The sequence below is a fragment of the Oceaniglobus trochenteri genome (assembly GCF_020529025.1).
In the GTDB taxonomy this organism is placed as follows: domain Bacteria; phylum Pseudomonadota; class Alphaproteobacteria; order Rhodobacterales; family Rhodobacteraceae; genus Oceaniglobus; species Oceaniglobus trochenteri.
Window position 1 is genome coordinate 293,182 of sequence record NZ_JACNMM010000002.1, and the last position, 20,528, is coordinate 313,709.

General features: G+C 65.3%; 20 protein-coding genes. 16 read left to right on the top strand and 4 right to left on the bottom strand.

The window, feature by feature from the left end; genetic code table 11:
* The first annotated feature begins 62 nt into the window (after window positions 1-62).
* Entirely contained in the window at window positions 63-2,384 is a 2,322-nt protein-coding gene (locus tag H7828_RS01630) for a hypothetical protein (protein WP_226779191.1), read from the top strand.
* Between the two features lie 59 nt (window positions 2,385-2,443).
* On the opposite strand, the gene H7828_RS01635 is transcribed toward H7828_RS01630, so the two are convergent.
* Window positions 2,444-2,671, bottom strand: a complete 228-nt coding sequence (locus tag H7828_RS01635) for a DUF2842 domain-containing protein (protein WP_226779192.1) — start codon at window positions 2,669-2,671, stop codon at window positions 2,444-2,446.
* Between the two features lie 10 nt (window positions 2,672-2,681).
* Entirely contained in the window at window positions 2,682-3,974 is a 1,293-nt protein-coding gene (locus tag H7828_RS01640; protein WP_226779193.1) for an adenylosuccinate synthase, read from the bottom strand.
* A gap of 157 nt (window positions 3,975-4,131) precedes the next feature.
* Between H7828_RS01640 and H7828_RS01645 the strand changes: the two genes are divergently transcribed.
* From H7828_RS01645 to H7828_RS01655, 3 genes are all read left to right on the top strand, one after another.
* Window positions 4,132-4,527, top strand: coding sequence for a DUF6524 family protein (locus H7828_RS01645; RefSeq protein ID WP_226779194.1), 396 nt, complete (start codon window positions 4,132-4,134; stop codon window positions 4,525-4,527).
* 108 nt (window positions 4,528-4,635) lie between these two features.
* Window positions 4,636-4,995: a preprotein translocase subunit SecG gene (gene secG / locus H7828_RS01650; protein WP_226779195.1), complete on the top strand. Its 360-nt coding sequence runs from the start codon at window positions 4,636-4,638 to the stop codon at window positions 4,993-4,995.
* A gap of 180 nt (window positions 4,996-5,175) precedes the next feature.
* Window positions 5,176-6,819, top strand: coding sequence for a CTP synthase (locus H7828_RS01655; RefSeq protein ID WP_226779196.1), 1,644 nt, complete (start codon window positions 5,176-5,178; stop codon window positions 6,817-6,819).
* Between the two features lie 326 nt (window positions 6,820-7,145).
* On the opposite strand, the gene H7828_RS01660 is transcribed toward H7828_RS01655, so the two are convergent.
* Window positions 7,146-7,913: an SDR family oxidoreductase gene (locus tag H7828_RS01660; protein WP_226779197.1), complete on the bottom strand. Its 768-nt coding sequence runs from the start codon at window positions 7,911-7,913 to the stop codon at window positions 7,146-7,148.
* Between the two features lie 58 nt (window positions 7,914-7,971).
* Here H7828_RS01660 and H7828_RS01665 point away from each other — a divergent pair, with 58 nt between their 5' ends.
* The gene (locus H7828_RS01665; RefSeq protein ID WP_226779198.1) at window positions 7,972-8,265 is read left to right on the top strand and encodes a DUF1330 domain-containing protein; all 294 of its coding nucleotides are present in this window, start codon (window positions 7,972-7,974) and stop codon (window positions 8,263-8,265) included.
* 3 nt (window positions 8,266-8,268) lie between these two features.
* The gene (locus tag H7828_RS01670; RefSeq protein ID WP_226779199.1) at window positions 8,269-9,039 is read left to right on the top strand and encodes a 23S rRNA (adenine(2030)-N(6))-methyltransferase RlmJ; all 771 of its coding nucleotides are present in this window, start codon (window positions 8,269-8,271) and stop codon (window positions 9,037-9,039) included.
* Between the two features lie 6 nt (window positions 9,040-9,045).
* Here H7828_RS01670 and H7828_RS01675 read toward each other — a convergent pair whose 3' ends face one another.
* Window positions 9,046-9,882 (bottom strand): MipA/OmpV family protein, encoded by an 837-nt coding sequence (locus H7828_RS01675; RefSeq protein WP_226779200.1) that lies wholly within the window; start codon window positions 9,880-9,882, stop codon window positions 9,046-9,048.
* A gap of 151 nt (window positions 9,883-10,033) precedes the next feature.
* On the opposite strand from H7828_RS01675, the gene H7828_RS01680 reads away from it, so the two are divergent.
* From H7828_RS01680 to H7828_RS01725, 10 genes are all read left to right on the top strand, one after another.
* The gene (locus H7828_RS01680; RefSeq protein WP_226779201.1) at window positions 10,034-10,477 is read left to right on the top strand and encodes a tellurite resistance TerB family protein; all 444 of its coding nucleotides are present in this window, start codon (window positions 10,034-10,036) and stop codon (window positions 10,475-10,477) included.
* Window positions 10,474-11,289: a phosphate/phosphite/phosphonate ABC transporter substrate-binding protein gene (locus H7828_RS01685; protein WP_226779202.1), complete on the top strand. Its 816-nt coding sequence runs from the start codon at window positions 10,474-10,476 to the stop codon at window positions 11,287-11,289. Before H7828_RS01680 ends, H7828_RS01685 begins: the two co-directional genes overlap by 4 nt.
* Before the next feature lie 41 nt (window positions 11,290-11,330).
* Window positions 11,331-12,110 (top strand): ABC transporter ATP-binding protein, encoded by a 780-nt coding sequence (locus tag H7828_RS01690; RefSeq protein WP_226779203.1) that lies wholly within the window; start codon window positions 11,331-11,333, stop codon window positions 12,108-12,110.
* Between the two features lie 50 nt (window positions 12,111-12,160).
* Complete coding sequence (locus H7828_RS01695) at window positions 12,161-12,895, top strand: transporter substrate-binding domain-containing protein (RefSeq protein ID WP_226779204.1); 735 nt, start codon at window positions 12,161-12,163, stop codon at window positions 12,893-12,895.
* Window positions 12,896-13,078: 183 nt separating this feature from the next.
* On the top strand, window positions 13,079-13,879 hold the full coding sequence (locus H7828_RS01700; protein ID WP_226779205.1) for an ABC transporter permease: 801 nt from the start codon (window positions 13,079-13,081) through the stop codon (window positions 13,877-13,879).
* Window positions 13,876-14,715, top strand: coding sequence for an ABC transporter permease (locus H7828_RS01705; protein WP_226779206.1), 840 nt, complete (start codon window positions 13,876-13,878; stop codon window positions 14,713-14,715). The genes H7828_RS01700 and H7828_RS01705 overlap by 4 nt, the downstream gene beginning before the upstream one ends.
* Window positions 14,712-16,040 (top strand): glutamine synthetase family protein, encoded by a 1,329-nt coding sequence (locus H7828_RS01710; protein ID WP_226779207.1) that lies wholly within the window; start codon window positions 14,712-14,714, stop codon window positions 16,038-16,040. The genes H7828_RS01705 and H7828_RS01710 overlap by 4 nt, the downstream gene beginning before the upstream one ends.
* 323 nt (window positions 16,041-16,363) lie before the next feature.
* Window positions 16,364-17,332, top strand: a complete 969-nt coding sequence (locus H7828_RS01715; RefSeq protein WP_226779208.1) for a TAXI family TRAP transporter solute-binding subunit — start codon at window positions 16,364-16,366, stop codon at window positions 17,330-17,332.
* Between the two features lie 101 nt (window positions 17,333-17,433).
* On the top strand, window positions 17,434-20,037 hold the full coding sequence (locus tag H7828_RS01720; protein ID WP_226779209.1) for a TRAP transporter permease: 2,604 nt from the start codon (window positions 17,434-17,436) through the stop codon (window positions 20,035-20,037).
* A complete protein-coding gene (locus H7828_RS01725; RefSeq protein WP_226779210.1) occupies window positions 20,034-20,498 on the top strand; it encodes a universal stress protein in 465 nt (154 codons plus the stop codon). The genes H7828_RS01720 and H7828_RS01725 overlap by 4 nt, the downstream gene beginning before the upstream one ends.
* Window positions 20,499-20,528: the final 30 nt, after the last annotated feature.

The window sequence follows — 20,528 nt, forward strand, 5'->3', positions numbered from 1 at the left end:
TGACTGTTTCATATGGCACGTTCTCGTGCACACTCGAAGGGTTCGACCAGCCTTTCGAGACGATGAAATCAATCGCGGAATACTTCCGTGATCTGGCTGCGGACGACCGTTACTTCGGCGCCGAACCGCCGCAGCCCGATACGCAGATGCTTCACCAGATTGCCGAGCGCGAGGTCAAGCGCCGGGTCGAGGCGCGCGTGCAGAAGAATGGTGTCGTGCTGCGCCAGACGGCCGATGCCGTCGGCGCCGACCTGCCCTCGGCCGCGCCGCCCGAACGCCCGCCGCAGGTCAGCCGCGGCGACGATCGCCGGCCCTCGCCCGCCAAGGCCGACCCGGCCGACAACGCCCCCTTCGAGGTGGACATCGACGGCGACAGCGTTGCCGCGAAACTCTCGCGCATCCGCGCCGTGGTGGCCCGCGCCCGGGCCAACCGCGACACCGACACCGCCTTCGTCGAGGATGAGCCGGTCGAGGCCTATCTTGACGGCACCGCGGCCCCGGTGGACGACAACCAGCCCCCGCTCGCCGACGACCCCGACGATTTCACCTCCGAAACCGTGCCGGGGGACGATTCCGAACCGGCGGTCAGCCTGGCCGAAATGCTGGCCGATGACAGTGTCGAAAAGGCCATCGACGAAGATGACCTGATTGCCGAGGAGGCCGACAAGGCCGCTGCTGCGGAAGAAGCGCGCCTTGCCAAGGAAGCCGAAGAGGCCGCCGCAGCCGAAGAGGCACGCCGCGCCAAGGAGGCCGAAGAGGCCGCAACAGCCGAGAAAGCACGCCGCGCCAAGGAGGCCGAAGAGGCCGCAGCCGCCGAGGAAGCACGCCGCGCCAAGGAAGCCGAAGAGGCCGCCGCAGCCGAGGAAGCACGCCGCGCCAAGGAGGCCGAAGAGGCCGCCGCAGCCGAGGAAGCACGCCGCGCCAAGGAGGCCGAAGAGGCTGCTGCCGCCGAGGAGGCACGTCGCGCCAAGGAGGCCGAAGAGGCTGCTGCCGCCGAGGAGGCACGTCGCGCCAAGGAGGCCGAAGCGGCCGCCGCAGCCGAGGAAGCACGCCGCGCCAAGGAGGCCGAAGCGGCCGCAGCAGCCGAGGAAGCTCGCCGCGCCAAGGAGGCTGCCACGCCCCAGGCCACCGTGCCCCAGAGCCCGATCGCCCGTGTCATCAAGCTGAAGCGGACCGAGTTCGAGGCCGCCCTGGCCGCCGGTGAAATCGAGGAAGTCGAAGATGACGAGTTGACCGACGATGACGACATGGTCGCCGAGATCGAAGTCGACAACGACGAAGATGACGCGATCACCGCAGCCGAGGACGAACTCGAGGCCTCGGACGACGATACCATGGACACGCTGGCCGATACCATCGCAGCCGCCCTGACCGACCACGACGAGGCGGACGGCACGAACGTCTTTGCCGAATCCGACGAGACCGAAACCGACGACACCGACGATTCGCTGACCGAGGGCATCCGCGACCTGATCGGCCAGACCAGCCTGGACGAGGACGAGGAAGCCGAACTGGCCGCCGAACTGGCCGAGGTCGAACGCGAAGCGGCCGAAGCCGCCGGCAAGGCCGAGGCGGCAAAGGCCAAGATGCGCTATGCCGACCTGATGGAGGACGCCGAAGAGGAAGCGCAAGCGCCCGATGAGGCCCCCGCCGAGGATGGCGATGAACAGGCGCTGAACCGTCTGCTCGACGAAACCAACGCCAAGCTCAGCGAAACCGAGGGGTCGCGCCGCCGTTCGGCCATCGCCCACCTGAAGGCCGCCGTCGCCGCCACCAAGGCCGACCGCATGATGAAGGGCAACCGCGCCGAACCGGTCGAGGACGAAAGCCTCAACCGTTACCGCGACGACCTGGCCCAGGTGGTGCGCCCCCGCCGCCCGGTTTCGGCAAGTGCCGATCAGGGCCGGGCGACACCGGCGCGCGAACGCCCCGCCGACCCGCTGGCGCCGCGCCCTGCCCCGCTGGTCCTGGTGTCCGAACAGCGGATCGACAAGCCCGCCGAGGGCACGTCGCGCCCCGCTGTGGTGCGCCCGCGCCGGGTTTCGGCCGCGCGCCCGGCACCGGCCCCGGCCCCAGCACAGGATGACGACGGCACGCTCAGCTTCTCCGATTTCGCCGCCGAGCGTGGTGCCGATGCCCTGCCCGATCTTCTTGAAGCCGCCGTGGCCTATTCCACCAAGTACGAGGGCCAGGCAGAACTGACGCGCCCGCAGATCCTGCGCCGCGCCGCGGCCCTGCGCCCCGACCTTGCCGAAAGCCGCGAAAAGGGTCTGCAAAGCTTTGGGCAACTGCTGCGCACCGGCCGGATCCGCAAGGTGGGACGTGGCCAGTTCGCCCTGGGCGAGGCTGGCGGCGAACCCCAGGCCCGCGCCGCCGGTCATTAACCCGCAGCCCGAACCATCAAAAAAGGCGGCCCCGAAACGGGCCGCCTTTTGTCTTGGCGTCAGTCCTTGTCGTCCCTGCCCGGGTCGGCCTGACCGATCCCGCGGAACACCGCCCGGAACGGCAGCGCCCAAACGATGCCCAGCACAATGTAGATCGCCAGTTCGATCAGGATGTTGGGCCGGTCCAGCAGGGTCACCGCCCAGCTGGCCACCAGGATGTAAAGCGGCAGCCCCACCAGCAGGATCAGGAGCGACCAGCGCCGACGTGCCTTGTAACTCAGCGCCATTGCAGCCTCCTCAATCGGCGAACGGGTCGGTCACCAGGATCGTGTCCTCCCGCTCGGGCGAGGTGGACAGGAGCGCGACGGGACAGCCGATCAGCTCTTCGACCCGGCGCACGTACTTGATGGCGTTGGCCGGCAGATCCGCCCAGGAGCGCGCACCCTCGGTCGATTCGCTCCAGCCGGGCATTTCTTCGTAGACCGGCACGCAGCGCGATTGCTGATCGGCAGCGGTGGGCAGGTAATCCAGCCGCGTGCCGTCCAGGTCATAGCCGACACAGATCTTCAGCGTTTCGAAGCCATCCAGCACGTCAAGCTTGGTCAGCGCGATGCCGTTCACCCCCGAGGTGGCACAGGTCTGGCGCACCAGCACGGCGTCGAACCAGCCGCAGCGCCGCTTGCGCCCGGTCACGGTGCCGAATTCGTGCCCCCGCTCTCCCAGGCGCTGGCCCGTCTCGTCGTTCAGTTCGGCCGGGAACGGGCCTTCGCCCACGCGGGTGGTATAGGCCTTGACGATGCCCAGCACGAAGTCGATGGCGCCCGGCCCGATGCCGGTGCCCGTGGCCGCCTGCCCGGCGATCACGTTGGACGAGGTGACAAAGGGATAGGTGCCGAAATCGATGTCCAGCAGCGCGCCCTGCGCCCCTTCGAACAGGATGCGCTTGCCCGCGCGGCGCTGATCGTTCAGCACCTTCCAGACCGGCGCGGCATATTCCAGAACCGCCGGCGCGATCTCGTGCAGGGCATCGATCAGGGCCGCGCGGTCAACGGGTTCCAGCCCCAGACCACGGCGCAGGGCATCGTGATGCACCAGCGCGCGGTCGACGCGGGTTTCCAGCGTCGCCGGATCTGCCAGGTCGGCCACCCGCACCGAACGCCGCCCCACCTTGTCTTCATAGGCCGGCCCGATTCCACGCCCGGTGGTGCCGATCTTGGCGACACCCACCGCCGCTTCGCGGGCGCGGTCCAGTTCGCCGTGGATGGGCAGGATCAGGGGCGTGTTTTCGGCGATCATCAGGTTCTCGGGGGTGATGTCGACGCCCTGTTCGCGCAGCTTGGCGATTTCCTGCACCAGGTGCCAGGGGTCCAGCACCACACCGTTGCCGATCACCGAAAGCTTGCCACCCCGCACGATTCCCGAAGGCAGAAGCGACAGCTTGAACACCTTGCCGTCGATCACCAGGGTGTGGCCCGCGTTGTGCCCGCCCTGAAACCGGGCGATCACATCGGCCCGCTCGCTCAGCCAGTCCACGATCTTGCCTTTTCCCTCGTCCCCCCACTGGGCTCCGACGACGACGACATTGGCCATAAGGCTTCCTTTCCAGATCCGGTGTACCGCATTGCGTGCGGCCCGCGCCCGTATACGCGCGCCCGCAGGGCAGGACAAACGGATTTCACACCCGCCCGCAGGGTTTACAGCGCGCCCTTTCCTCTGCCATCCAGTGCCAAAGGGGATGGAGGATCGAATGGGGTTTCTGCTGCGCTGGCTTTTCGCGTTCGTCCTGTTGGCGGCGACGTTCAATCCGACCGACCTGAACTATGTGCGCTGGGTGCGCGCCAACTGGGATGACCAGATGCCCCTGGCGGTGCTTCTGGGGCTTCTCCTGCTGATCGGCTATATCGTCTATCTGCGGGCCACGGTGCGGTCGATCGGGGGAATCGGCATGGTGCTGGTGGCGGCGGTGGTGGGGGCCTTGATCTGGGTGCTCTACGATTATCAGGTGCTGCGGCTGGACAACCGCGATGCCAACACCTGGCTGGGCATTTTCGCCCTGTCTCTGGTTCTGGGCATCGGGCTGAGCTGGAGCCTGGCGCGGCGCAAGCTGTCGGGCCAGGCCGACATGGACGATGTCGACGAATAGCGCTCCAGCACCGCACCGCGATGACCGCCACGGCCGCGACGCTTTGGGGTTGCGGCTTGGGGGTTTGGCTTTTAGATACCGCCTGTCCCAATGCCAAAGGCCGCCGTCATGGAAAACATCGTTCTTGTCGTTCATCTGATCCTGGCCCTGTGCCTGATCGGGGTCGTGCTTTTGCAGCGCTCCGAGGGGGGTGGACTGGGCATGGGCGGCGGTGGCGGCGGCGGTGCCGTATCGGCCCGTGGCGTTGCGACGGCGCTCACCAAGATGACCTGGATCTTCGCGATCTGCTTCATCGGCACCTCGATCGGCCTGACGGTGATCGCGGCGCAGAAATCGGCCGGGTCCTCGGTTGTCGACCGCCTTGGCGTCGAAGCGCCGGCACAGACCGCACCCGACCTGCCCGCGGGCAGCGACCTGCTGCCCCCCAGCGCCGATGACACGCCGCTGACGCCGCCGCGCGCCGACTGATTCCGAAAACTGTGGGGCGCCCGCCCGGGCACCCCAAGATGTTGCGGTCTGGTTGCGGGCAGAGCGCGAATCCTGTAAGGCTTAAATCCCGTGGTGGTGCGCAATCCGCACCGCATTCCGACAGTATTTGCATCGCGACTAGGCGATCATCCAAGCGTTCAACCACGGGGGCCTTCGATCATGGCACGGTATGTTTTCATCACGGGCGGTGTCGTTTCATCCCTGGGCAAGGGGCTGGCATCGGCGGCCCTTGGTGCGCTGTTGCAGGCCCGCGGGTTCTCGGTGCGACTGCGCAAGCTCGACCCTTATCTCAACGTCGATCCCGGCACGATGTCGCCCTTCGAACACGGCGAGGTTTTCGTAACCGACGACGGCGCCGAGACCGACCTTGACCTGGGCCATTACGAACGCTTCACCGGGGTGGCGGCGCGCAACACCGATTCCGTCTCGTCCGGGCGGATCTATTCCACCGTTCTCGAAAAGGAACGGCGCGGCGATTACCTGGGCAAGACGATCCAAGTGATTCCCCACGTAACCAACGAGATCAAGGATTTCCTCAAGGTCGGCGCCGACGAGGTGGATTTCATGCTTTGCGAAATCGGCGGCACGGTCGGCGATATCGAGGGCCTGCCCTTCTTCGAGGCGATCCGCCAGTTCGCCCAGGACCGCCCGCGCGGCGAATGCATCTTCATGCATCTCACCCTGTTGCCCTGGATCGCGGCAAGCGGCGAGTTGAAGACCAAGCCCACCCAGCACAGCGTGAAAGAACTGCGCAGCATCGGCATCGCCCCCGACATCCTGGTCTGCCGCAGCGAAAAGCTGATCCCGCAGAAAGAGCGGGAAAAGCTGGCGTTGTTCTGCAACGTCCGCCCCGACAGCGTGATCGCCGCCTATGACCTGAAATCCATCTACGAGGCCCCCCTGGCCTATCACCGCGAAGGGCTGGACCAGGCGGTTCTGGACGCTTTCGGCATCTCCCCCGCCCCGCGCCCCAACCTGACCCGTTGGGAGGATGTCTATGACCGCATCTACAACCCCGAGGGCGAAGTGCGCATCGCCATCGTCGGCAAGTACACCCAGCTTGAGGACGCCTATAAATCCATTGCCGAGGCGCTGACCCATGGTGGCATGGCCAACCGGGTGAAGGTGCGGATCGAATGGGTGGATGCCGAGCTGTTCGAACGCGGCGATGCCGCCGCCTCGCTTGAAGGCTTCCATGCCATTCTCGTGCCCGGCGGCTTTGGCGAACGCGGCACCGAGGGCAAGATCAAGGCGGCGGAATATGCCCGAACCCGCAAGATTCCCTACCTGGGCATCTGCCTCGGGATGCAGATGGCCGTGGTCGAGGCCGCGCGCAACCTGGCCGGGCTTGCCACCGCGGGGTCCGAGGAATTCGACCACGAGGCCGGAAAGAAGCGGTTTGAACCCGTGGTCTATCACCTCAAGGAATGGGTGCAGGGCAACCACACCGTCGCCCGCCGGGTCGACGACAACAAGGGCGGCACCATGCGTCTGGGCGCCTATACCGCCAACCTGGCCGAAGGATCGAAGGTCGCCGAGATCTATGGCACCAACGTGATCGAGGAACGCCACCGCCACCGCTATGAGGTGGACATGGCCTATCGCAAGGCGCTGGAGGAAAAGGGCATGGCCTTCTCGGGCATGTCCCCCGACGGACGCCTGCCCGAGATCGTCGAAGTGACCGACCACCCCTGGTTCATCGGCGTGCAGTTCCACCCCGAGCTGAAATCCAAACCCTTCGATCCCCATCCCCTGTTCAAGGATTTCGTGCGCGCGGCGAAGGACGTGTCGCGGCTGGTTTAACCAAGGCCGGAGAAGGGGATTTACTGGCTGCGTCAGCGGCGGATGGGACCGGGGGATTCGCACTTTCCCGAACCGGTGATTTGGTAGATAGTTAACAAATGGTTAATTCTATTTGAAAGCTATCCAATGAAAATCGTTCTGATCTGTTTCGCAGCGCTTGCCCTGTCAACTCCGGCAAGCGCGGGCTTCTCATCTGCCCACCCCTCGCTGACGCCTCCGTCGGAAAGCACCGGCCATTCAGGGGGTTGCCGCAAATCCTCGCCTCCCGGTCAGTGCTGCCATGCCGGATCGAAACCCCTTCACTGCCACTGATCCCCAAAGGCCCCTCACGCCATCATCCCGGTGTCGCCGCAGACCGATATCGCCTGCCCCGAGATCGTCGCGCCCCGGTGCGAGGCCAGGAACAGGGCCTGGTCGGCAATCTGGCGGGGTGTCACATAGTCCTTGATCGAGGAATAGGAAAAGGCCCGCGCCTCGGTTTCGGCAAAGCTCACCCCCTGGGCCTGGGCCTTGGCCTCAAGCACCCGGCGTTGGCGATCCCCGGCCACCAGGCCCGGCAGGATGGCGTTCACACGCACCCCCTGCCCGCCCAGTTCGATGGCCAGCGACTTGGTGAACCCGATCACCCCCCATTTCGCCGCCGCATAGGGACTGCGCAGGGCAAAGCCCACCCGCCCCGCCAGCGAGGACAGGTTGATCATCGCGGCGTTGTCGCTGGCGATCAGCGCCGGAACCGCGCGGCGGGCGACATTGAACTGACCGGTCAGGCAGACGGCCAGGGTATCGTCCCAGGCGCCCGGGTCGATATCCTGCACCGCGCCGGTGGGGCCTGCGATCCCGGCATTGTTCACCAGGCAATCGAGACCGCCCAGATGGTCAAGCGCGGCCTTCATGAAGCGGTCGACGGCATCCCTGTCGGCCACGTTGCATTCCAATCCGACAATCCCTTCGGGCAGGCCTGTCAGCGCGCCGGCATCCACATCGCAGACCACCACGCGCGCGCCCTCTTCGGCAAAGGCGCGGGCAATCTCCAGCCCGATTCCCGCCGCCCCGGCCGTGACGATCACCCGATGCCCGTTCAGCTTCAAATCCATGGCTCTTTTCCCTCTTTGCCCATAGGGTGGCGCAAACCTACCCCTTCGGAGTGACAGAATGCCCAAAGGTTACTGGATCGCAAACAACATCGTTCACGACGCCGACGAATACGCCCGCTACAAGGCGGCCAACGGCGCCGTCTTCGCCCGCCATGGCGCGCGGTTCATCGTGCGCGGCGGCACGCAGGAGGCGCGTGAGGGCGATCCCTTTCCGCGGTCGGTCGTGATCGAATTTCCCAGCTATGCCCAGGCGCTCGCCTGCTACGAAGACCCCGATTACCAGGCGGCCAAGGCCATCCGTGAACCGGCATCGCAGACGCGGCTGGTGATCGTCGAAGGCTATGACGGCTAGGCGATGCTGTCGTATCAACATGGCTATCACGCCGGCAACCTCGCCGATGTCCACAAACATGCCCTGCTGGCGTGGATGCTGCGGTATCTGACCGCCAAGGACAAACCGCTGTTCTATCTTGAAACCCACGCCGGGCGCGGGCTTTACGATCTGGCCGCGCCCGAGGCCGCCAAGACCGGCGAAGCGGCGGCGGGGATCACGCGCGCAGAACCGATGCTGCCCCGCGATCACCCCTATCGCGCGGTGCTTGCGGCGACCCGTGCGCGCCATGGCGCCACGGCCTATCCCGGCTCTCCCCTTGTGGCCGATCATTTCCTGCGCCCCGGAGACTCCTGCCACCTGGCCGAGCTTCACCCCGCCGAACACGCGGCGCTGTCGCAGGCCAGCACCCGCGCGACGCTGCACAAGGCCGATGGGCTGGCGCTGGCCCATGCCCTTCTGCCGCCCACCCCGCGCCGGGGGCTGGCGCTGATCGACCCGAGTTACGAGGTGAAGACCGAATATGGCGATCTGGCGCGGCTGATCCCGCAGCTTCACGCCAAGTGGAATGTCGGCGTGATCCTGCTGTGGTATCCGATCCTGCCCGACGAGCGCCACCGGCCCATGGTGCGCAGCCTGCAAAGCGCGCTGCCCGATGCGATCAGCCACGAGGTGGCCTTCACCCCGGCCCGCCCCGGCCACGGAATGCAGGGCAGCGGCATGTTCATGGTCAACCCGCCCTGGGGCACAAAGGAAGAGGCCGCCCGATTGGACGGCCTCTTCGCGAAACTTTAGGGCAGATCAGAAATCCAGGGTGATCCGGCGGGTGATGCCGATGCGCACACCATACTGGTCGCGGTCGCCCTGGCGCACGATGGGGCTGTCGGCGGCATCGCCGGTGAAGCGATCCCAGGTCACGGCGCCCTCGACACCCCAGTTGTCGTCGATCTTGTAGGTAGCGCCCAGTTCGATCCCGGCGCTCAGCACGCCACCGTCGGCGTTGAAGGCACGCCCGGCAAAGTTGCTGCCCGCCGCGCCGGCCTCGGCAGCGCTGACGCCGAAATAGGTCTGCGCGTAATCGTCCGAGCCGACGAAGACACGCGGACCGATGGACAGCGACAGGCGGTCGGTGGGGTGGAATTTCACATCCGCGCCCAGTTCACCGACAAAGGATTCGTGCCCGACAACGCCGTAACGCAAATCGGCGAAGGCATCGAAGTTGCGCGAGGTATAGCCCAGGCCAAGGCCCAGTTCGACACTGGCATCCACATCGTTCAGGCCGCGCAGTTCGGCGTGATCGGCCGCCTCACGTTTGCCGATATAGCGGAACGACCCCCGCAGGCCCAGGCCATAGCGCGGATCGTTGGCATCGGCGCTGCCGAAGCTGCGCCCACCCGGCAGGCGAAGGAAATTGAGCCCCAGCGCGAAATCGGGGCCGACGCTGTAATCGCCGGAACCGAAATAATCGGGCGCAACCGAAGCTCCGCCACGCACCGTGAAGATCAGATCGGGGGTCGCCGCGGGCACCGCCTGATAGACGGGGGCCGGTTCGGTCGTCGTCGTGCCAAGATCACCCGCCAGAACGGCGGAGGGCGCGACGAGGGACAGAATGGCAAGGGCGCGGGGCAGCAGGGACATTGGCGTGATTCCAGGGGCAGACATGAACATTGGGATGTTTATAGCGATATTGGTGGGTTTGCGCAGTCACCGATGCACAAGATTTTGTGTCATTGTATTTATGCCATAAGGCGCCCTTCCCCCCGTTGGCGGCGCGCTTTATATGCGGTGCATGTTTGCTGATCTCATCCGCCGTCTCACCGCGCCCGAACCCGAGCGCCTGCCCGATCCCGACGCCCGGCTTGCGCTGGCGGCGCTGCTGGTGCGCATCGCCCGCACCGACGGCGAGTATTCCGATGTCGAGATAGACCGGATCGACCGGGTGCTGGCCCAACGCCACGGCATGTCGCCCTTCGAGGCCGCCGCCCTGCGCCGCGATGCCGAACAGGTCGAATCCGAGGCCCCCGACACCGTGCGCTTCACCCGCGCCATCAAGGAGGCGGTGGATTTCGACGACCGGATGCAGGTGATCGAAGCGCTGTGGGACATCGTCCTGGCCGACGGCGTGCGCGACGAAGAGGAAAATGCCCTGCTGCGCCTGGTTGCGCCGATGCTGGGGCTGAACGACCGCGACAGCAACCTGGCCCGCCAACGGGTCGAGGCGCGCCGGGGATGATCGCCAGCCTGCCGATGTACGACCGCGCCGAAACCTCGGCGGCGCATGATGCCCTCTGGGCGCTGCTGCGCGACCGGCTGCACGACCGGGGCATCGACGCCCCTGCCCGGCTGACCCGAGGGCCCGATCTCTGGGCCGAATGGGAATCGGGCGATCTTCTTCTGGGCCAGACCTGCAACCTGCCCCTGCGCGCCCGCCTGCATCCGCGCGTGGCCCTTGTGGGCAACCCCGACCTGGCGCTGGACGATACGCCGCCCGGCCATTACCACAGCCTGATCGTGACCCGCGCCGGTGAACCCACCGAAATTGCGCAGCACGCCCATGGCCGTTTCGCCCTGAACGACGCGATGTCGCATTCGGGCTGGGGCGCGGCGCAGGTTCTGGCCCGCCGGCACGGGTTCACCTTTGCCCGCACACTGGAAACCGGCGCCCACAGCGCCAGCGCCGCCGCCCTGGCCGAGGGGCGGGCCGATATCGCCGCCATCGACGCCCACACCTGGCGCAGCCTTCTGGCCTATGACAGTCATGTGACCGACCGGCTTCAGGTGATCGGGCGCACCGAAGCCTCGCCCGCGCCGCCCTATATCACCGCCTTCCCGCAACTGGTGCCGGTGCTGTTGCGCGCCCTGTCGTCCGCCATTGCCGCCCTGCCCGCCGCGCATCGCGCCACGCTGGGCCTTGCGGGGGTGGTGCAGGTGCCGCTAGCCGCGCATCTGTCGCTGCCCAATCCGCCCGAACCGCGGCGCCAGGGGCGCGAAACCGGGGCTTCCGCAACGTCAGAGGCCAATTCGGCGTTGCAATCGGTGAACTAATCCGCCCTACTTGGGCGGACTTTCCCAGTGATGATTGCCACGTGACCGAAACCAACCCGCCTGTCATCGAGATCCGCGACCTCCACAAGAGCTATGGCTCGCTCGAAGTGCTCAAGGGCGTCGACATGGTGGCGCCGCGCGGTCATGTCGTATCGCTGATCGGATCGTCGGGGTCGGGGAAATCCACGCTTCTGCGCTGTGCGAACCTTCTGGAAGACAGCCAGCAGGGCGAAATCCTGTTCGAGGGTGAACCGATCGCCTGGCGCGGCACCGGCCTTGGCCGCCATCCGGCCAACCGCACCCAGGTGACGCGCATCCGCACGAACCTGTCGATGGTGTTCCAGCAGTTCAACCTCTGGGGCCACATGACGATCCTGCAAAACGTGATGGAGGCGCCGGTCACGGTGCTGAAACGCGATGCGGCGGAGGTTGAGGAAAAGGCCCGCGGCTATCTCGACAAGGTGGGCATCGGCGACAAGTGCGATGCCTATCCGGCCATGCTTTCGGGCGGGCAGCAGCAGCGCGCCGCCATCGCCCGCGCCCTCTGCATGGAGCCGCGCGCTCTGCTATTCGACGAACCCACCTCGGCGCTCGACCCCGAGCTGGAACAAGAGGTGGTGCGCGTCATCAAGGCCCTGGCCGAGGAAGGGCGCACCATGCTGATCGTGACCCACGACATGCGCATGGCCGCCGATGTGTCCGATCACGTCGTCTTCCTGCACCAGGGCCGCATCGAAGAGGAAGGGCCGCCCGAAACCCTGTTCGGCGCGCCCAAGACGGAACGCCTGCAAGGGTTCCTCAATGCCGGAAAACCGCAGTAACGCCGGCCAACCGGCGCAATAAATCAAACACTTACCACGGGAGAACCAAAATGAAGACACTGATCCTCACCACCGCCGCGCTGGCCCTTTCGGCCGGCATGGCCATGGCCGACGCCCACTCCAAGACCATCCGCATGGGCACCGAGGGCGCCTATCCTCCGTACAACTTCATCAACGACGCCGGCGAGGTCGACGGTTTCGAGCGTGAGCTGGGCGATGAGATGTGCGCGCGCGCCGAACTGACCTGCGAATGGGTCACCAACGAATGGGACAGCATCATCCCCAACCTGGTCTCGTCGAACTATGACACCATCATCGCCGGGATGAGCATCACCGACGAACGCGACGAGGTGATCGATTTCACCCAGAACTACCTGCCGCCCGATCCCTCGGCCTTCCTGGCGCTTGACGGTGTGACCATGGACGACGTGACCGTGATCGCCGCCCAGACCGGCACGATCCAGGCGGCCCATGTCGCCTCGATGGAGGGCAAGCAGCTGGTGGAATTCGCCACCCCCGACGAAACCGTCGCCGCCGTGCGCAACGGCGAAGCCGATGCCGTCCTGGCCGACAAGGCCTTCCTCGAGCCCATCGGCACCGAAAGCTCGGATGTTGCACTCATGGGTGACGACGTGATGCTGGGCGGCGGGATCGGCCTTGGTCTGCGCGAATCCGACACCGAGCTGAAGGAAACCTTCGATGCCGTCATAACCGAGATGAAGGGCGATGGCAGCCTGAACACCATGATCAAGAAGTGGTTCGGCGACGAAGCCGCCACCTTCTGATCCGCGGGGAACAGGGGCCGGGCCTGCCGCGCCCCTGTTTCTTTCTTGCTGCAAATACTCAAAAAAACCGGCGTTTCCATGAACGCTGCCGCCAGAAGGTGATCGCCCATCCTCGCCTGTACCGATCCAGACACGCTTGACGGCCTGCACTGGCTTGCCTGCTACCTGACGACGGGCAAGCACATGGCCTTCTATGCCTCGTTCGGCACCGTGATGCTGTTGCTGGCGGTGACCGCACCGGCGGCCCTGCTGTTCGGCTTCGGCGGGGCGGTCGCGGCGCGGTCGCATTTCGCGCCGCTGCGCTGGTTCGGCAAGGGCTATACCGCCGTGGTGCGCGGGGTGCCCGACATCGCGTTCTTCCTGTTCTTCGTCATCGCGCTGGACCAGGCCTTCGAATGGCTGCGCCATCAGGTCAAATGCCCCGACTGGGACATGCCGGTGCGCCAGGGCAGCGATTTCGTGGTCTGCGCCGCGGCCAAGCTGCCGCTCTCGTCCAGCCCGCAATGGGTGCACGAGGTTTACGGTTTCGCCATCGCCGTGCTGACCTTCGCCATCGTCTTCGGCGCCTTTGCGGCCAATGTCCTCTACGGTGCCATGCGGGCCGTTCCCCGCGCCCAGACCGAAACCGCCGAGGCCTATGGCCTGTCGCGCCGCCAGACCTTCTGGCGCATCCTCGTGCCGCAGATGTGGGTCTATGCCCTGCCGGGGCTGTCGAACCTGTGGATGATCCTCATCAAGGCGACACCGCTGCTGTTCCTGCTGGGGGTCGAGGATATCGTCTATTGGGCGCGCGAGCTGGGCGGTTCGAAAACCCAGGTCTATTCCTATCCGCATCCCGACTGGCGGCTTTACTATTTCCTTGCCCTGCTGGTCTTCTACCTTGCCCTCACCCGGGTGTCCGAGGTGGTTCTGACACGCCTGACAAACCGCCTGTCGCGCGGCCAGGCCACCGTCGCGGGCGAAGCACAGAGGCGGGCCGCATGAGTTGCGTCGAAACCATCCAGGCCTATGCCCTGCGCTCGATCGGGATCGGCGAACGCTTGCTGCCGCGCAGCGACTTCACGCTTTGCGAACAGTTCACGCTGATCGGCTCGGGGCTGCTCTGGAACATCTATTTCGGCGTGCTGGCGCTTTGCTTCGGCTTCTTCATGGCCATCACCGTTGCCATGGCCAAGGCCGCGCCCAACCGCTGGGTGCGCAAGCCGGCCGAATGGTTCATCTTCATCTTCCGCGGCTCGCCGTTGTTCATCCAGTTCTTCCTGGCCTACGAAACCTTCGTGATGCTGCCCAAGCTGGGGTTCGACCTGAACCTGGGCTTCACCGAGATCACCGTCGAAACCCGCTGGCTGACGCGGGCCTGGGCGGGGGCGCTGATCGTGCTGTTCCTGAACACCGCCGCCTATGCGGGCGAGATCTTCTATGGTGCGCTTCGGACCATTCCGAAGGGCGACATGGAGGCCGCCGACGCCTATGGCTTTTCCGGCTGGACCAAGTTCCGCAAGATCACCTTTCCCACCATGCTGCGGCTGGCCTGGCCCAGCTACACGAATGAGGCGATCTTCCTGTTCCACGCCACCACGCTTGTCTATTTCAGCGGCTTTCCCGCCTGGCAGCAACGCGGTGACGCGCTGTATTATGCCAGCTATTTCGCGGACAAGACATTCAACCCCTTCATCCCCTACCCCATCCTTGCCGGTTATTTCATTCTCCTGACGCTTTGCGTGATCGGCATATTCGGCCTTGTAAACACGCGGCTGAACCGGCATCTGCCGCAGGAGAGACGGCAAAAACTGCGCGTCCGCCCTCAGGTCATCAGATGAATCTCGACGAACACCCCGATATCCGCACCATCCGCGTCGCCGCCTCGGACCTGAACGGCCAGGCCCGGGGCAAACGCATGCCCGCCCACCTGGCCTCCAAGGTGTTCGAGGACGGCACGCGCTTTCCGCTGTCGGTGATGTTCCTCGATATCTGGGGCGAAGACATCGACGACAGCCCGCTGGTGCATCACGCGGGCGACCCGGACGGCGTTCTGTTTCCCACCGAACGCGGGTTGGTGCCCATGCCCTGGCTGGCCGCGCCCACCGCGCTGATCCCGCTGTGGATGTTCCACGAGGACGGCACGCCCTTTGCCGGCGATCCGCGCCATGCGCTGGCCAATGTGCAGGCCCGTTTTGCCGAACGCGGGCTAACCCCCGTGGTGGCGACCGAGCTTGAGTTCTACCTGATCGACGATTCCGGCAAGGATCTGCGCGTTCCCAAATCCCCCAGTTCGGGCAAGCGCCGCCAGGGCGCCGAAATCCTGTCGCTGCGGGCGCTGGATGCCTGGGATGCCTTCTTCACCGACCTCTACGAGGCTTGCGAGGCCATGGACATCCCCGCCGAGACGGTGATTTCGGAGGCCGGCAAGGGCCAGTTTGAGGTGAACCTGACCCATGTCGCCGACCCGCTGAAGGCCGCCGACGATGCCTATCTGTTCAAGCTGCTGGTGCGCGGCATGGCGCGCAAGCACGGCTTTGCCGCCTCGTTCATGGCCAAGCCTTACGAGGAACACTCGGGCAACGGCATGCATGTACATTTCTCGGTGCTTGACCGTGACGGCAACAACATCTTCGACGATGGCGGCGAACGCGGAACCGACGCGCTGCGCCATGCCATTGCCGGCTGCATGAACGCCATGCCCGGCTCGACCCTTCTCTTCGCGCCCCACGGCAACAGCTATGACCGTTTCGTGCCCGGCGCCCATGCCCCCACCGCCATTGCCTGGGGCTATGAAAACCGCACCGCCGCGATTCGCGTGCCGGGCGGCAACCACAAGGCGCGGCGCATCGAACACCGCGTGGCGGGGGGCGACGTGAACCCCTACCTGATGATCGCCGCCATCCTCGGCGCCGCGCTGAACGGGTTGGAGGATGGCGTTCTGCCGCCCGATCCGATCACCGGCAACGCCTATGCCATGGACCTGCCGCGCATGCCCACCACCTGGGAAACCGCGATCGACGCCTTCGCCGAAGACCCCGCCATGAAACGCATCCTCCCCGAGGCGCTGATCACCAACTTCGTGATGACCAAGCGGCAGGAACTGCACTACCTGGCCGAGCTGAGCGACGACGAACAGGTCGAACTATACCTCGATACGGTCTGATCCCGCCTTCCCCTGCGGCAACCACTCACGCGTTGACAGCCTGACGGCAGGCCTCCAAACTCCGACTCGTCGGCCAGGGATGAGGAGCTGCTGCTTGCCGGATCACCGGACCCCAGAATTGACCTTTCGTTTTCGGGGGTTGCCCGTCGGGCAACACGCGGGTGCGAGGGGCGTCGTGGGGGCCCCGGGTGCCTGGCGCAGGGCGGCGCTGTCATTCCTTCCCATCCCGGGCACTGGCCCGGGCGGGACAGGCCAACGCCCCTGACCCCAAGGTCGGGTGGCGACGAACGAAAGACACTTCATCGGAAAAAAGGGAGAAATCCATGATCACAACACTCAAACGCACCACTGCGGGCCTGGCCCTGGCGACGCTTCTGGCGCCTGCCGCCATGGCGGAAGAGTTCATCACCATCGGCACCGGCGGCGTGACCGGCGTGTATTACCCCACCGGCGGCGCGATCTGCCGTCTGGTCAACAAGGGCCGCAAGGACCACGGCGTGCGCTGCTCGGTCGAATCCACAGGTGGTTCGGTCTACAACATCAACACCATCCGCGAGGGTGAGCTGGAATTCGGCGTCGCCCAGTCCGACTGGCAGTACCACGCCTACAACGGCACCTCCTCCTTTGCCGACGCGGGCAATTTCGAAGGCCTGCGCGCCGTCTTCTCGCTGCACCCCGAGCCCTTCACCGTGGTCGCTCGCGCCGATGCCGGCGTGAAGACCTTCGATGACACCAAGGGCAAGCGCGTGAACGTGGGCAACCCCGGTTCGGGCAGCCGCGGCACCATGGAAGTGCTGATGGAAGCCAAGGGCATGTCGATGGACGATTTCACCATCGCCACCGAACTGAAGCCGGCCGAACAGGCCTCGGCCATGTGCGACAACCAGATCGACGTGATGACCTATACCGTCGGCCACCCCTCGGGCGCCATCCAGGAGGCCACCACATCCTGTGACGCCAACCTCGTCAGCGTCGAAGGCGAAGCGGTGGACAAGCTGATCGCCGACAACCCCTTCTACCGCAAGGCTGTCATTCCGGGCGGCATGTACCGTGGCAACGACGAAGACACCAACACCTTCGGTGTCGGTGCCACCCTGGTGACCAGCGCCGACGTGTCGGAAGACGCCGTCTATACCCTGGTCAGCGCCGTGTTCGAAAACTTCGACGACTTCAAGAAGCTGCACCCGGCCTTCGAGAACCTGAAGCCCGAAGAGATGATCAGCGCCAGCCTCTCGGCTCCGCTGCATCCCGGTGCCGAGAAGTACTACAAGGAAAAAGGCTGGATCGAGTGATCCGCACCTGACCAAAGGGGGAAGGCGGCCACCGCCTTCCCCACCCTAGGCCTGACAGAACAATAACGGCGCGCAACGACGCACCGACAGGGGGACACGACATGAGAGACCAATCCAGCACCGGACGTGCGCTGAGCGAGGAAGAACTCCAGGAACTGGTGTCGTCCTCGGATGCGGGCGCCCGCAATCCCGTCGGCCCCGTCGGCACCTTCCTTGCCATCGTCGCGATCATCTGGTCGGTGTTCCAGGTCATCCTTGCTTCGCCGCTGGCCTATGTTCTGCTGCCCGGCTCGATCATCAACAACTCGCGTCAGGTGCACCTGGCCTTCGCGATCTTCCTGGCCTTCATGGCCTATCCGGCGCTGAAATCCAGCCCCCGCCATTACATCCCGATCCAGGACTGGATCATGGGCCTCGCCGGGGCCTTCATCGCGATGTACGGCTATGTCTTCTATGAAAAGGTTACCGCGTCCGGCGGCCTGGCCGATGACGTGGACAAATGGTTTGCCCTTGCCGGCCTTGTCCTGCTGTTTGAAGGCGCGCGCCGCGCCCTTGGCCCGGCCATGGCGATCATCGCCACGATCTTCCTGCTTTACGTCTTCTACGGCTCGTCCCCCGTTGTGCCAGATGTCATCCGCTGGGGTGGCGCAAGCCTGAAGAAGGCGATGAGCCACATGTGGATCACCTCGGAAGGGGTGTTCGGCATCGCGCTTGGCGTTTCCACCAAGTTCGTCTTCCTCTTCGTGCTTTTCGGCTCGCTTCTGGATAAGGCCGGGGCGGGCAACTATTTCATCAAGATGGCCTTCGGCGCCCTCGGCCACCTCAAGGGCGGGCCGGCCAAGGCGGCGGTTGTCGGTTCGGCCGCCACCGGCCTGATCTCGGGGTCGTCCATCGCCAACGTCGTGACCACCGGCACCTTCACCATCCCGCTGATGAAGAGGGTCGGCTTCACCTCGGAACAGGCGGGCGCGGTCGAGGTGGCCAGTTCCGTGAACGGCCAGATCATGCCCCCCGTCATGGGCGCAGCCGCCTTCCTGATGGTGGAATATGTCGGCATCTCGTATGTCGAGGTCATCACCCACGCCTTCCTGCCCGCGACCATCTCGTACATCGCTCTGGTCTATATCGTTCACCTGGAAGCGGTGAAGCGCAACATGCCTGTGCTGGGCAACCGCGTCGTTTCCATGGGGCGCACCATCGGCGGCATGGCGGCCTTCTTCGTCGGTTTCGCGCTGCTGTGCTATGGGGTGCAATACCCGGTCAAGGCGATCACGGCGGCCCTGCCCAACTCGGGGCTGATCCTGTCGATTCTGGTCTGCGCGGCCTATGTCGGGCTGCTCTGGTTCGCCTCGAAGGTGCCCGACCTTGAACCTGACGATCCCAACGCCGAAGACCTTGAACTGCCCGTGGTGGGCGAGATCTACAAGGCCGGGCTTTACTACCTCCTGCCCATCGTCGTGCTGGTCTATTTCCTGATGATCGAGCAGAAGTCGCCCGGCCTCTCGGCGTTCTGGGCCACTACCCTGCTGTTCGTGATCCTGCTGACCCAGAAACCCTTGAAGGCAATCTTCCGCGGCGAAAACGGAACGGTCGAGCGGTTCAAGGACGGTATCGTCGATCTGCTTCAGGGTCTGATCGACGGCGCGCGCAACATGATCGGCATCGGCCTGGCCACGGCCACCGCCGGCGTGATCGTGGGCACCGTCACCCTGACCGGCGTGGGCCAGGTGATGGCCGACCTGGTCGAGTTCCTGTCGGGCGGCAACCTGATCCTGATGCTGGTGATGGTGGGGCTTCTGTCGCTGGTGCTGGGGATGGGCCTGCCCACCACGGCCAACTATATCGTCGTGTCCTCGCTGATGGCGGGGGTTGTCGTGGAACTCGGCGCGCAAAGCGGGCTGATCGTGCCGCTGATCGCGGTGCACCTTTTCGTCTTCTACTTCGGCATCATGGCCGACGTGACACCACCCGTGGGGCTGGCCAGTTTCGCCGCCGCCGCCGTGTCGGGGGGCGATGCCATCAAGACCGGTTTCGTGGCGTTCTTCTACAGCCTGCGCACCGTCGCCCTGCCCTTCGTGTTCATCTTCAACACCGACCTGTTGCTGATCGACGTGACATGGGTGCAGGGGATCATGGTGTTCATAACGGCCACCATCGGCATCCTGGTCTTCACCGCCGGGACCATGGGCTATTTCGTGGCCCGCAGCCGGATCTATGAAAGCCTCGTGCTGATCCTTGTTGCCTTCACCCTGTTCCGCCCGGGCTATTTCATGGACAAGATCCAGCCGCCCTTCCGCACCATCGCACCAACCGACCTGGTTCAGGCGGTGGACGAGGCCAAGCCGGGCAGCGAGCTGCGCGTCGTGGTCAGCGGCCCCGATTTCATCTCGGGCCAGCCCAAGGATACGACCCTTGTCCTGCCCATCGGGGATGAGCCTGCGGGCGAACGGATGGATGCCCTGGGCCTGATGACGCTGGTGGAAGGCGATACCCTTGTCCTGGAAGAACCGATGTTCGGCACCCCCTATTCGGAAACGATGCAGGGCTACGATTTCTACGGCGACGAGATGGTGACGGTGACCGCCGTCAAGGCCCCGGCCAACCAGTTGCCCAAGGAATTGCTGTTCATCCCGGCGCTGCTGCTGCTGATCGGGGTCTACATGCTTCAGCGGGGCCGCGCCCCCAAGGAAGGAGTACCGGCATGACCCGTTCTGTCCTCTGCGCCGTCGACATTTCGAACCCGGGCCAGGACGATCACGTCCTGAAGATGGCGCACCGCCTGGCCGATCTTGACGGTGCCCAGCTTGACGTGATCACCGTCCTGCCCGATTTCGGCAAGAGCGTGGTCGGCGGGTTCTTCGAAAAGGGCCACCACGACAAGGCGGTCGAGGCCGCCCGCGCCGCCATGAACAAGCAGATCACCGCCTGCCTCGGCGCCGACATCAACACCGCCGTGCGCCATGTCGTGGCCACCGGCAGCGCCTATGAAGAGGTGTTGAAACTGGCCAAGGAAAGCGATTGCGGCCTGATCGTGATCGGGGCCCACAAGCCCGGCATCGCCGATTTCTTCCTGGGGCCGAACGCGGCACGCATCGTGCGCCACAGCACCTGCAACGTCTTCGTCGTACGCGCCCGCAACAGCCCCTTTGGCCCCGCGACCGACTGACGCTCGGGTTTAGTTTGCTAACGCACTGCA

What these genes read in the sequence shown, in the direction of transcription:
- H7828_RS01630 (WP_226779191.1), top strand. Translation starts at nt 63, where the DNA reads ATGAAATCAATCGCGGAATACTTCCGTGATCTGGCTGCGGACGACCGT.
- H7828_RS01635 (WP_226779192.1), bottom strand. Translation starts at nt 2,671, where the DNA reads ATGGCGCTGAGTTACAAGGCACGTCGGCGCTGGTCGCTCCTGATCCTG.
- H7828_RS01640 (WP_226779193.1), bottom strand. Translation starts at nt 3,974, where the DNA reads ATGGCCAATGTCGTCGTCGTCGGAGCCCAGTGGGGGGACGAGGGAAAA.
- H7828_RS01645 (WP_226779194.1), top strand. Translation starts at nt 4,132, where the DNA reads ATGGGGTTTCTGCTGCGCTGGCTTTTCGCGTTCGTCCTGTTGGCGGCG.
- secG (WP_226779195.1), top strand. Translation starts at nt 4,636, where the DNA reads ATGGAAAACATCGTTCTTGTCGTTCATCTGATCCTGGCCCTGTGCCTG.
- H7828_RS01655 (WP_226779196.1), top strand. Translation starts at nt 5,176, where the DNA reads ATGGCACGGTATGTTTTCATCACGGGCGGTGTCGTTTCATCCCTGGGC.
- H7828_RS01660 (WP_226779197.1), bottom strand. Translation starts at nt 7,913, where the DNA reads ATGGATTTGAAGCTGAACGGGCATCGGGTGATCGTCACGGCCGGGGCG.
- H7828_RS01665 (WP_226779198.1), top strand. Translation starts at nt 7,972, where the DNA reads ATGCCCAAAGGTTACTGGATCGCAAACAACATCGTTCACGACGCCGAC.
- H7828_RS01670 (WP_226779199.1), top strand. Translation starts at nt 8,269, where the DNA reads ATGCTGTCGTATCAACATGGCTATCACGCCGGCAACCTCGCCGATGTC.
- H7828_RS01675 (WP_226779200.1), bottom strand. Translation starts at nt 9,882, where the DNA reads ATGTCCCTGCTGCCCCGCGCCCTTGCCATTCTGTCCCTCGTCGCGCCC.
- H7828_RS01680 (WP_226779201.1), top strand. Translation starts at nt 10,034, where the DNA reads ATGTTTGCTGATCTCATCCGCCGTCTCACCGCGCCCGAACCCGAGCGC.
- H7828_RS01685 (WP_226779202.1), top strand. Translation starts at nt 10,474, where the DNA reads ATGATCGCCAGCCTGCCGATGTACGACCGCGCCGAAACCTCGGCGGCG.
- H7828_RS01695 (WP_226779204.1), top strand. Translation starts at nt 12,161, where the DNA reads ATGAAGACACTGATCCTCACCACCGCCGCGCTGGCCCTTTCGGCCGGC.
- H7828_RS01700 (WP_226779205.1), top strand. Translation starts at nt 13,079, where the DNA reads ATGGCCTTCTATGCCTCGTTCGGCACCGTGATGCTGTTGCTGGCGGTG.
- H7828_RS01705 (WP_226779206.1), top strand. Translation starts at nt 13,876, where the DNA reads ATGAGTTGCGTCGAAACCATCCAGGCCTATGCCCTGCGCTCGATCGGG.
- H7828_RS01710 (WP_226779207.1), top strand. Translation starts at nt 14,712, where the DNA reads ATGAATCTCGACGAACACCCCGATATCCGCACCATCCGCGTCGCCGCC.
- H7828_RS01715 (WP_226779208.1), top strand. Translation starts at nt 16,364, where the DNA reads ATGATCACAACACTCAAACGCACCACTGCGGGCCTGGCCCTGGCGACG.
- H7828_RS01720 (WP_226779209.1), top strand. Translation starts at nt 17,434, where the DNA reads ATGAGAGACCAATCCAGCACCGGACGTGCGCTGAGCGAGGAAGAACTC.
- H7828_RS01725 (WP_226779210.1), top strand. Translation starts at nt 20,034, where the DNA reads ATGACCCGTTCTGTCCTCTGCGCCGTCGACATTTCGAACCCGGGCCAG.